This window comes from Clostridium moniliforme (genome assembly GCF_017873235.1).
Lineage (GTDB): Bacteria > Bacillota > Clostridia > Clostridiales > Clostridiaceae > Clostridium > Clostridium moniliforme.
Genome location: NZ_JAGGJZ010000005.1, coordinates 81,419 through 93,668, shown reverse-complemented (window position 1 = coordinate 93,668; position 12,250 = coordinate 81,419). Strand labels below are relative to the sequence as shown.

Annotated in this window: 13 protein-coding genes; all 13 read right to left on the bottom strand. The window is 28.0% G+C overall.

Features of this window, described 5'->3' with window-relative positions:
• Window positions 1-53 precede the first annotated feature (53 nt).
• The 13 genes from yajC to murI all read right to left on the bottom strand — a co-directional run bounded on the left by yajC (window position 54) and on the right by murI (window position 11,971).
• Window positions 54-344 (bottom strand): preprotein translocase subunit YajC, encoded by a 291-nt coding sequence (gene yajC / locus J2Z53_RS08925; protein ID WP_209797149.1) that lies wholly within the window; start codon window positions 342-344, stop codon window positions 54-56.
• Window positions 345-361: 17 nt separating this feature from the next.
• The gene (locus tag J2Z53_RS08920) at window positions 362-1,198 is read right to left on the bottom strand and encodes a PTS system mannose/fructose/sorbose family transporter subunit IID (protein WP_209797148.1); all 837 of its coding nucleotides are present in this window, start codon (window positions 1,196-1,198) and stop codon (window positions 362-364) included.
• A gap of 12 nt (window positions 1,199-1,210) precedes the next feature.
• Entirely contained in the window at window positions 1,211-2,020 is an 810-nt protein-coding gene (locus J2Z53_RS08915) for a PTS mannose/fructose/sorbose/N-acetylgalactosamine transporter subunit IIC (RefSeq protein WP_209797147.1), read from the bottom strand.
• A gap of 46 nt (window positions 2,021-2,066) precedes the next feature.
• Window positions 2,067-3,284, bottom strand: a complete 1,218-nt coding sequence (locus tag J2Z53_RS08910; RefSeq protein ID WP_209797146.1) for a glycoside hydrolase family 88 protein — start codon at window positions 3,282-3,284, stop codon at window positions 2,067-2,069.
• Window positions 3,285-3,340: 56 nt separating this feature from the next.
• On the bottom strand, window positions 3,341-3,997 hold the full coding sequence (locus J2Z53_RS08905) for a lactate utilization protein (protein WP_209797145.1): 657 nt from the start codon (window positions 3,995-3,997) through the stop codon (window positions 3,341-3,343).
• A gap of 118 nt (window positions 3,998-4,115) precedes the next feature.
• Complete coding sequence (gene kduD, locus J2Z53_RS08900) at window positions 4,116-4,901, bottom strand: 2-dehydro-3-deoxy-D-gluconate 5-dehydrogenase KduD (protein WP_209797144.1); 786 nt, start codon at window positions 4,899-4,901, stop codon at window positions 4,116-4,118.
• Window positions 4,902-4,929: 28 nt separating this feature from the next.
• Window positions 4,930-5,760 (bottom strand): 5-dehydro-4-deoxy-D-glucuronate isomerase, encoded by an 831-nt coding sequence (gene kduI / locus J2Z53_RS08895; RefSeq protein ID WP_209797143.1) that lies wholly within the window; start codon window positions 5,758-5,760, stop codon window positions 4,930-4,932.
• A 27-nt stretch (window positions 5,761-5,787) separates the two neighbouring features.
• On the bottom strand, window positions 5,788-6,972 hold the full coding sequence (locus J2Z53_RS08890) for a glycoside hydrolase family 88 protein (protein ID WP_209797142.1): 1,185 nt from the start codon (window positions 6,970-6,972) through the stop codon (window positions 5,788-5,790).
• A 15-nt stretch (window positions 6,973-6,987) separates the two neighbouring features.
• Complete coding sequence (locus tag J2Z53_RS08885; protein ID WP_209797141.1) at window positions 6,988-8,010, bottom strand: sugar kinase; 1,023 nt, start codon at window positions 8,008-8,010, stop codon at window positions 6,988-6,990.
• A gap of 14 nt (window positions 8,011-8,024) precedes the next feature.
• Window positions 8,025-8,663 (bottom strand): bifunctional 2-keto-4-hydroxyglutarate aldolase/2-keto-3-deoxy-6-phosphogluconate aldolase, encoded by a 639-nt coding sequence (locus tag J2Z53_RS08880; RefSeq protein ID WP_209797140.1) that lies wholly within the window; start codon window positions 8,661-8,663, stop codon window positions 8,025-8,027.
• A 667-nt stretch (window positions 8,664-9,330) separates the two neighbouring features.
• Window positions 9,331-10,104, bottom strand: coding sequence for an IclR family transcriptional regulator (locus J2Z53_RS08875; protein ID WP_209797139.1), 774 nt, complete (start codon window positions 10,102-10,104; stop codon window positions 9,331-9,333).
• A gap of 450 nt (window positions 10,105-10,554) precedes the next feature.
• Window positions 10,555-10,827, bottom strand: a complete 273-nt coding sequence (locus J2Z53_RS08870; protein WP_209797138.1) for an STAS-like domain-containing protein — start codon at window positions 10,825-10,827, stop codon at window positions 10,555-10,557.
• 370 nt (window positions 10,828-11,197) lie between these two features.
• Complete coding sequence (murI, locus tag J2Z53_RS08865; protein WP_209797137.1) at window positions 11,198-11,971, bottom strand: glutamate racemase; 774 nt, start codon at window positions 11,969-11,971, stop codon at window positions 11,198-11,200.
• Window positions 11,972-12,250 lie beyond the last annotated feature (279 nt).

Genomic DNA, 12,250 nt, shown 5'->3' with positions numbered 1-12,250 from the left:
CCATAACACCTAAAATTTATAAGAATAATAGGCGCTATGGAATTTTCTATTTATTAAAATATTTTTTCTTTACTCATCCCTACTACTGTAGATTTATCTATCTTTACTACAACATCTGGTGATATTTTTAATGACACAATATTTTTGTTAATTTTAACTATAACTCCATACATTCCAGACATAGTTAATACGTTGTCTGATACTTTTAATCCATCTTGAAAATCTTTCATATTTTTTTGTTGTTTAATAAATTTTTTTTGATTTATTGATGGAAAAATTATTGTGTTATATAAAAAGTAAAGTAGTACAGTTAGCATAAACCCTATAATTATTGCATCTTTCATATAAAATCTTCCTTATTTTATACTAATATTCCACAAACTGATCCAAGTATTGCTATCCCAAATACAATTCCTAGTAATTTATACATATTGAATTTATATTTGTGAATTAAAATAAATATTATTGTAGCAAATACAACTGGTAACATATTAGGTAATATTTTATCTAATATTTCTTGAATCTTAACAACTTGAGTTTTTCCATTTACTAATGTTGAATATTGTAAACCTAGCTTTATATGTGTGAAGTGAACTATAAGACCAGAGATTACTGTAACACCAACTATTGAAACACTGTCAGTTATGTCTTTCATCTTTTCTTTTAATCCAGCCATAACATTTGTTCCTAATTTATAACCAAGCCAAGTAGTAAGTATCTTTAAACCAAATACACAAAGGTTCATACAAACGAAGAAGAATATTGGTCCTAAAATCAATCCTTGCGAAGCCATTGAAGCACCAACACTGGCAAAGATCATAGCTAATCCAAATTGTGAAATTGCTCCACCAATTCCTCCAATTGGTCCCATTAGAGATAATTTTATAGAACGAGCTTCATCTAAAGTTTCACCATTATCTAACATTGCCATATAAAGACTTGTTATAAATGCCATAACTTGCATATTAGTATTAAAGAATTCAGTATTATCTAAAGTAACATTAATAAGTTTTTGTTTATCATTTCCATATAACTTTTTATAAGCAGGCCACATTACATAAGCCCAGCAATGTCCCATGTAAGTACCATAATTGAATATATCCTGTGCTAAATAAGTACGAAATCCAACCTTTAAGTAATCTTTGAACTTAAATACACTTTTTGTACTAGTTTCATTTGTTGTTATTTGAGATTCCATTCTAAGCCCCCCTTATTTTATTTCCTGAGCTAATTTATTCTCTGTAGCAGCACTTACTGCTTCTTGTATAGCTTTATTACGTGCTTGACGTGAGAAGTAGTCATATATAGCAAATATTATTCCTACAAATGCTAATCCTAGTATTGGTAACTTAAAGTATGACATACATACATATCCTAAAACTACATATGCTAAATACTTCTTTTCTCCATTAGTTAACTTATCCATTACTATTGCGAATCCTGCTGTTGGTAACATTCCTCCTGCAACTGTAATTCCCTTCATTAACCATTTTGGAATTAATGATATTATGTACTTAACTGTTGGCATACTTACTGCTGAACCAAATCCTACTAAGAATCCAAAAACAAATAACATAATAACGCAACTATGAGCTAGTATTCTAAATCTTAAAAAATGTCCTTTCTTAAGTTCCTTATTCATCCAAGCTCCTGCTGGAGTTGATAGTGTATAAGAAAGAGTAACTAAGAACTGAACTGCTACTGCAAATGGGAAAGATAAAGCTAATGCTTGTTCAACAGTAACTCCACTATTCTTCATTGTAATTGCTAATAAAGTACCTATTACACCAGGTCCTAATTGGTTTGGAGGAGCTGCTCCACAGATACTAACTCCAAATCCTAGGAATGCCATTTCTCCAATTGCTCCCATTGCAAGAGCTGTTGGAATATCTCCTAAAATTATTCCTATCCCTAAGGAAAGTACAAGTGAACGGTTTGTGTAAATTCCAAGCATTTGACCAGCTAAACATATACCTGAAAATAATCCTATTATGATAGCTTGTGCTAGTGATATTGTCATTGTTCCACATCCTTTCAATTATTCGACAATATGTAAAATTTAATTTTTACCAGTATAAATCCCAATCCTTATAGAATCTCATTAATGCTTCTAGGTAATAGTAATCTCCCCATATAGTTCCTTCATCAATTCCTCTGTTAGCATGAACTGCATAAGTTCCATGTAGTAATAATGCTTCAGAATCTGAATCTGGTTTAGCTGCATAATTTTCTATTAAAGATCTTAATATTGCATGCATTGCATACTTGTAAACTAATTTATTTTCATCTGTTTCTTCTAAATGTTTGTTGGCTTCATTTATTCCACAAACTGCGATTGCTGCTGAAGATGTATCTCTTGATTGATCTTCTACTTTACAATCTGTTGGAATATTTCCTTCATCACTAAATATTAAATCCCAATAACATACGAAATCCTCAGGTAATCTATTTAAATAAAAATTAGTTACTGCTTCAAAAAGATTTTTTGCGTTTTTATCTTTTGTGTATTTATAAGTTAGTGGTACTCCATAAATTCCCCATGCTTGTCCTCTTGACCAAGTAGATTCATCTGAGTATCCTTGTCTTTTCGCACCTCTTAGTGGTTCACCAGTTTCATTATTAAAGAAGAATGTATGGAAACTTGATCCATCTTCTCTTATTACATTATCGCAAGCTGTTTTATAGTGATTATATGCTTTATTATATAAATCCTTTTCTCCAGTTTCTTCTGCTGCCCAATATAGTAAAGGAATATTCATTAAGCAATCTATTATTAATCTATAATTATCCTTTGCTCCAAGCGGTCCCCAAGCTTGTATGAAATCTCCCTTTTCTTGATATCTTGTAATTAATTGTTTTGCAGCTTTTATAGCAACTTCTCTTGGAAGCTCATCTCCTGTAAGTTTATAAGCACTAACACAAGTTGTTGTATATAAGAATCCTAAGTCGTGATGTCCAAGTTCTATTAAATTATCTAATCTATGCTTAAATGATTGTATATTTTCTTCCGCTAACTTTCTAAACTTATTATCTCCTGTATATTCATAAGCAAGCCATAACATTCCTGTCCAGAAACCTGTTGTCCATTCAACATTTTCTATAACAGGATATTTATAATCTACACTTGATGAATCTGGAAATTTATCCCCAGGAAACTTTTTCATATTCTTTTCTATTATCTTTATACAATCTTCTATAGCATTTTTAACTTCTTCTTTAGTTAAAAGTTTTTGACTTAAAAATTTTTCTCTATCCTTAATTGGTTCTATTTTTTTTATTTTCATAAATAACACACCTCTTAATTATTTTTATTTACGCCCTTATAACCTATTTAAATTATTTAAAATCCAACTTCGTCTAAAACAATTATTATTTTAAATCTTCCTTCAAATTTTCCACCGTGTTCAACAATTGATATATAATTACACATTCTCTGTTTTATATTACAACCAACGCCTCCTGTGCATTCTCCATTTTGAACACAAGGAGCTACATTATGTCCCTTTAGACGTTTACAATTCATAGGAGCAATTTCTTTTAATCTCTTTAAAGCTTCATCTAAATTTTTAACAATCTTATTAAATCCTGCTACAACGATTACATGTTTAGGCCCAAAAATCATACTTGCAGCTCTATTCCCTGAACAGTCAACATTTACAAGCATTCCATCTTCTGTTATCGCATTTGTACTACTTAAAAAATAATCTGCTAACATTCCTTGTCTATAAACTTCAACTTCTTCTTTAAAAGTTAAATTTGGATCAAATCTATCAAAGAACTTATAATTTCCATTTCTAATTGTGGATATCATGTCCATTGCATTTAATGTTACTGATCCCCCCATCGCAACTGATGATCCTTCAGGAATTGATTCGAGAACTAACTTCTTTGCTTCTTCTAAATTCTCCACAATAACAGCATCATACTTTTTTTCTTTTAATGCTTGTACAGTTCTTTTAGCTTTAGCTGTATAATACCATCTTTTATAATCGTTCATTTAGAACTCCTCCTTAAATTGTATAAAATTAATCTATATTTACTAAACTATTTACATGATATTTATCATTTAAGATAGTTCTAATAATTTAGAACTATCTTAAATATATTAAAAAATACTATCTAACTAACCATCCACCATCAACTGCAAGAATATTTCCATTCATATAGTCTGAAGCTTTACTACATAGGAACACCATAGCTCCCATTAGGTCAAATGGTTTTCCCCATTGTTCAGCTGGAATTCTTGAAAGTATTTCTTCATTTCTATTCTTATCAGCTCTAATTGGAGCAGTGTTTGCTGTTTCAATATATCCAGGTGCTATTGCATTTGTTTGAATATTATAGCAAGCAAGTTCATTTGCAAATGCTTTAGTTAAACCAGCTACACCATGCTTACTAGCAGTATATGGAGGTACAAACTTTCCACCTTGGAATGCAAGCATTGAAGCCACATTAACTATTTTTCCTGACTTTTGCTTAGCCATAATCTTAGCAACTTCTTGACTTAAATAGTAAACTGCATTTAAGTTTATATCCATAACAGCTTTCCAGTCTTCATCTTTATATTCTAAAAGTGGAGCTCTTCTTATAGTTCCTGCATTATTTACTAATATGTCTATTTTTCCATATTCCTTCATGCAAGTATCTACAACTTTAGTAATATCTTCTCTCTTAGTTAAATCTACTTGGCAAAAAACGATTTTTCTACCTTGAGCTTCAACCATTTTTCTTGTTTCTTCCCAATTTGTATCATAAGTTGGAACAAATAAATCTGCACCAGCCTTAGCTAAAGCAACAACATATCCTTGTCCAAGTCCTGTATTTCCTCCAGTTACTATTGCAACTTTTCCTTTTAATGAGAAGAAATCCATTGAGAACTTATCTAATTCTGAACAACTCATTCTTTAATCATCCTTTCAAAATAAATTTTTATCTTAAATCTTCCATTGATATTTGATCCATATCATCAAATGTTTGATTTTCTCCACACATTCCCCAAATAAATGTATAATTACTTGTACCTACACCAGCATGTATTGACCAACTTGGTGATATAGTAGCTTGTTCATTTTTCATTACAATGTGTCTTGTTTCTGTTGGTTCTCCCATTAAGTGGAACACTCTTGTATCTTCATTCATATCAAAATAGAAGTAAACTTCCATTCTTCTTTCATGAGTATGACAAGGCATTGTATTCCAAGCATTATTAGGTTCAAGCATTGTTAATCCCATTAATAATTGACAGCTCTTACATACAGCTGGGTGAACATATTGATATATAGTTCTTTCATTTAAATTAGCTGGACTTCCTAAATGAACAGGATTTGCATTTTTTATATCTATTTTTACTATGTCATAACTATGATGTGCTGGAGCTGAGTTTATATAGAACTTAGCTGGGCAATCTTTTGAGTTTGATTTAAATACAACCTCTTTTACTCCCATTGGTATATATAATCCATCTCTTTTGCCCATTTCGTATTTAACGCCATCTAGCTCAATTGAACCTTCTCCTCCAACGTTAATAACTCCCATTTCTCTTCTTTCTAAGAAATAGTTAACTCCCATTTCTTTTCCAGCTTCTAATTTTAATTCTTTGTCTACAGGCATTGCACCACCAAATATAATTCTGTCTACATGACTGTAAGTTAAAGAAATTTCATCTTTTATAAATACCTTTTCTACTAAATAATGTTTTCTTAACTCCTCTGTAGTATATTTTTTAGAATCTTCTGGATGTGTTGCATATCTGATATCCATAATTAAAACCTCTCCTTTTTTTAATTTTTACCAATATAAATTCCAATCTTTATATAATCTCATTAGAGCTTCCATGTAATAATAGTCACCCCAAGTAGTGCATTCATCTACACCATTGTTAGCGTGCCATCCGTAAACTCCATGAAGTAGTAAACCTTCTTCTTCACCATTTGGATCTGGTGTATAATTTTCTATTAATGATCTCATTATTGCATTAGATGCATTTTTATATACATCTTTATATTCATTTGTATCTGGAAGATATTTATTCATTTCAAGCATTCCACATACAGCTATTGCTGCAGCTGATGAATCTCTTGGATGATCATCTCCATCATTAAATATTAAATCCCAGAAACATACATTGTCTTTTGGTAATCTATTTAAGAAATAATTTGTTACAGCTTCATATACTCTAAATGCATCCTTATCTTTTGTATATCTATAAGTTAAAGGTACACCATATACTCCCCAAGCTTGTCCTCTAGCCCATGAAGAATCATCTGAATAACCTTGTTTTGTAACTCCTTTTAATGGTTTTCCTGTTTTATTATCAAAATAATATGTATGGAATGTTGAACCATCATCTCTTATTACATAATTACATGATGTCTTAAAGTGTGTATGAGCTGTTTCATAGTATTTTTTATCTCCAGTAACTTTTGATGCCCAATATAATAAAGGAATATTCATTAAACAATCTATTATCAATCTGTAGTCTTCTCCCATGTTACCCCATGCTTGAATAAACTTTCCTTTCTCTTGATATCTTGTCATTAAGTGATCTGCTGCTTTTAAAGCTGCTTCTTTTGCCTTTTCACTACCTGTTAACTTATAATCTGCAACACAAGATATTGAATATAAGAATCCCATGTCATGATGATTTACTTCTATTTTTTCATCTATTCTCTTCATAAAATCATCTACATTCTTTTGAGCAAGATTTTTATACTTTTCATCGCCTGTATATTCATATGCAAGCCAAAGCATTCCTGTCCAGAATCCTGTTGTCCATTCAACATTATCTATAATTTTATATTTTCCATCTTTACTTGCTGAATGTGGAAATCTTTCACCAAATTTTTCAATATCTTTATCAATTATTTTAATTGCATCATCTAAGGCCTTTTTTACCTCTTCTTTAGTTAACTGTTTTGAATTAGTAAATTTACTTTCGTCTTTTATTTTCTCAATAGCAATTTCTTTTATCATTTATTAAACCTCCCATTATCTTTGGACACTTCCTGAAGTTTTTCCATCTATAATTGATGTTATTTCATTTATATTTGTTATATTACAATCACCATTGATTGTATGTTTTAAAACTGCAGATGCAACTGCAATATTTAAAGACTTTTCTATATTTTCATCATTTATTAATCCATATATTAAACCAGCTGCAAAGGCATCTCCAGATCCAACTCTATCTAATATATCAAACTCATATCTATGACTTTTGTAAATTTTATTACCTTCATATATTATTGCTGATATAGCATTTTTTGATGCTGAAAAATTTTCTCTAAGAGTTGTTGCTACATATTTTATGTTATATTTCTTGCTCATTTTAGAGAATATGTTTAAAAATTTATTTTCATCAAACTTCTCTGTTGCAAAATCTGCTATTTTATGTTCTCCTGAGCATCCTTCTATGCTACTCAACCATCCTATGCATAAATCTACATTAGGTAATAATTCTTCCATTATTTCTTCATAATCTTCTATAGTAGCTAATTGACTTCTATAATTTAAATCTAAACTTATTTTTAGCTTTTTTTCTTTAGCCTTTTTCATGGCTAGCTTTGTAAGTTCAGCACACTCTTTGCTTAGTACAGGTGTTATTCCTGATATATGAAACCAATCTGCACCCTCAAATATCTTATCGAAATCAAAATTATCTATATTTACATCACATATAGCTGAATGTTTTCTATCATATATTACTTTTGAAGGTCTTAGTGATAATCCTTTTTCAAAAAAATATGCTCCTAATTTATCTCCTTCAAAATTTATATAATCTGTTTTCACACCATAGGATCTTAAATAATTTTCTGCACTTTTTCCTATATCATTATTTGGAAGTTGAGTAACAAAATATGAATCTAATCCTAAACTAGCTAATTCAAGAGCTACATTTGCTTCTGCACCACCATAATTTATATCAAAAGATTTTGCTTGTAAAAATCTTTCATAATTAGGAGGAGTTAATCTCATTAAGATTTCGCCTAATGATACTACCTTTTTTGCCATAATTATTTTCCCCTTTATTTTCTAGCTTCTTTTATCTTTTCTATAAATTCTTTAGATAATTTTGTTATTGATTCAAAATCTCCAGTTTTGGCTCCTGCTGTTAACTTTCCCCCTACGCCTACAGCTATACAACCATTTTTTATCCATTGATCTACATTATTTATATCTACTCCACCAGTTGGCATAATTGGTGCTTGAGGTAATGGTGCTTTAACACTCTTAACATATCCTGCCCCAAAAGCGCTACCTGGGAATAATTTTATAATATCTACCCCTGCCTCTAATGCTCTTATCATTTCATTAATAGTTACACAACCAGCCATATAAGGTACTCTGTATCTATTGCATAATTTAGCAGTTTCTAAATCAAATCCAGGACTAACAATAAATTTTGCACCAGCTAATATTGCAATTCTAGCTGTTTCACTATCTAATACTGTACCTGCTCCAACTAATAATTCTTCTGTGAACTTGCTTATTAATTCTCTTATAACATTTTCTGCACCTGGTATAGTAAATGTTATTTCAATTGAATCTATTCCACCCTTTAAACACGCATCTGAAATTTTAATAGCTTCTTCTGGATTATTAGCTCTAACAACAGCTACTATTCCTTTGTCTTCTATTCTTTTTAGCACATCGTACTTATTCATTTTTTCATCCCCCTATGTTTCACATAGTAAAACTTTGTTTCATAATATAGAATATATTTTAAGTATAGTTAATAAATTTGAAATAATCAACAAATTTGTTGAAAACTTATTATTAACATATTAATGGTTTATTAACAATATTTTCTTTTTTTATAGTTTTTTTCATATTTATATTATTTTATTGATGAAAAAATTGATAAAACCCTTGAATTTAGCTGGTATAGACCACTTTAATATTATTTATATTTTTCAATATTTATTTTTTAATAATAAAATATTTATAACTTTTGACTTTAAATGGTTTCTTGCATTTTATTTTATTCCATTTTGTAAAACTATATTCCATAATACAAAACTTTTTTCTAGTATAGTTAACAATTTTAAAACTATAAATAATAATATTATTAACTAATTGTAACTTTATTAACTGTTCATTAATATTTATATATTTTATTTTGAAAACATTTTCTTATATAAATAAAAAAAGGTGTATTTTCCATTAAATAAGGAAAATACACCTTAATATATTTTGTTTTTTATTATTTATTTTGGAGTGTTTATTATATATAAACTTTTAGAAATACTTAAATATCATTTCAAATTATAGAAAAGAACTTTATTAGAATTTAATATATACTTATGAATCATGTGAGGATGAATTAATAACTTAAATATTATTTTCTATACTATGACCTATATCTTCTGAAATTTTTAATGCTGTTTTTTTTATTAACTTTGAATATGGCTCTATTTTTTCTAATGTAAATACATTAGTAGGACCTGATATACTTATTGCTGCACAAACTTCATTTTTGTAATCTAATATTGAAGCTCCTATACATCTTATTCCTATTTCATTTTCTTCTTCATCTAATGCATATCCTTCTTTTCTTGCCTTATTTATTATCTTCATATATTCATCAAAGTGAATAATTGATTTAGGAGTAATTTGTCTTATCTCACTATTATCCCAAATTTCTTTTATTTCACTGTCATTCATATATGCCATCATACTTTTTCCTACAGCTGTACAATACATTTGTATTCTTTTCCCTATTCTAGAATACATTCTTAAAGTATTATTTGGTTCTACCTTATCTATATATATAATCTCATTTCCATCTCTAACAACAAGGTGTACAACTTCCCCTGTTATATCAACTAATTCTTTTAAATGAGGCTTTGCTACATCCACTAAATTTATGTTACTAGCCATTCTATTTCCTATTTCAAACATTTTAAACGTCAGCATATACTTATTATTTTTTGGATTCTGTTTAACATATTTTTTTTCGATTAAAGTCGCTAACAATCTATGAACAGTACTTTTATGAAGGTCTACTCCTTCACTTATCTCTTTTATTCCCATACCATCTGAATTACTAGATAATATCTCTAATATCGATAATGCCCTCTCTACAGACTGCACTACTTCTCCCATATTTTTCATCCTTTCTCATATATAAAAATTTATTCTATAACTCTAATTAAGTGTTCTATAATTCTGTTCTAATAATCATATTAAACTAATGCAAATTAATAATCAACTTAAAATCTATTTATTTATATACATAATTTAGTGTAATCATTTAAATTAAATTAATAAAAATAATTGTATTTATTTACAATTTAATTAGGTTTATAAGATTCTTTTTTATATTATTTTAAAATTATCCAAATATATGAATAATAGTATTTTTTAAATCTTCTTAAATATTTTAATAATATATTATTGATTTTCTGCAAAAAAATAAAGAGCAATTTTGCATTAAATTTCTCTTTAAAGTAACTCAAAATATATAATTAAAATAAAAAACCACTACTTCAAAATTTAAAAATAGTGGTTTTTTTGTGTATACTTTCTATTTCATTCATTAATTTTACTCCATATTTAATTTAAGAATGTTGTTCCCATTACCACTCTTGAAAAATCATTATAGTTTGTTAAGTTCTTAACATTAACAGCGTCAAAAATTGCTTCTCTTCCTTTTTCATTTATTAGTTCACTAAAAAGACAAGTTAAAAATGTAGTTGGTACCTTGTCCAATCCTTCAAAATCTAAAACAACTTCTTCATTTAAATTATCTTTTATTTGATCTCTTAGTATTATAGCATCCTCAACAGCAAAATTTTCTCCTAAAAATTCCTTAACATTTATCATCATAATTATCACCTCATAAATCATTTTTATAATTAGTCATTCTTATTTTTAAAATTTTCTGACAATTCTTTTTACACTTATAATATATCAATTTGCTTTATCTTTGTCAACTATTTAACAAACTTTTTTCTAATATTTATCACTTTTTAATTATTCAATATATAATACTCATTTTTTTTACTAATAGTTAATAAATATATAATCTTTATTAACTAATTATCTATTAAATATAAAAATATTGATAAACTAAAAATTACATTTATTATATAATTTAACTGTTAATTCGAAACTAAAATAATAATATTATTAAAAATCTCTAAAATCTAATACTTATAGATTTTAGAGATTTTTAATATTGTTATAAATTATATATTTAAACTTCTAATAATTTTTTACTTAATAAAATAATTTCTTCTTTTCCAGTAGAGTTATATATCTCAATTTCTCCTTTTGTTTTTGAATCACTTATAAGATCCATATCTTCAAGTTTTCTTTTAAGTTCTCTTGCAGTTCCTTCCCCACCATCAATTATTGGAATATCACCACCAACAACTTCTGATAAAGTTTCCTTTATAAATGGATAATGGGTACATCCAAGTACTATAGCTGCTATATCTTTATTTTCATATTCTTTAAATTTATCCTCAAGGTACTTCTTTACATTGTTACTATTTAAATCTCCCTTTTCAATAAACTCAACTAATCCAGCACAAGGCATTGGATATATACTTGCATCTTGTCTATACATATCCATAAGTTTTTTAAATTTAAGATGAGATAATGTAAAAGGAGTTGCCATTATTATTACATCTCCATTTCTATGTAACTCTACAGCTGGTTTAACAGCTGGTTCTATACCTATAATAGGAACTTCCTTATATACCTTTCTAAGTTCACTAGCAGCTGCACTTGTTGCTGTATTACAAGCAACCACTATAGCCTTTGCTCCTTTACTTAACAAAAACTCAACTGCATCAAAAGTTAAATCTCTAACTTCATTCATTTCTTTTGTACCATATGGAGCATTTTTTGAATCTCCAAAATATATGTAATTTTCATTAGGCATAAGCTTTAAAGCTTCTCGCATTACACTTAATCCACCAACTCCTGAGTCAAAAAAACCTATTGGTAATCCTTTTTTATTCAAAGCTTAGTCACTCCATTCTTTATTTTAAATTTATATATTATATATTCTATAACTTTAAATAAAATAAATCTATACACTATTTTTTATTTATAATCCACATATTGTTTAATAAAATTTCGATAAAAAATACACACTACTTAACATTTGTCTAACAAACTATTAACTAATAATTTTCTATTAATATTATTGACTGATACAATGTATTGTAGTAAAATTTGTCTAAGATTTTTTGTGACACGAACATTAAGTTAAGTGTTTTCAAATTCATTCGATAAACTA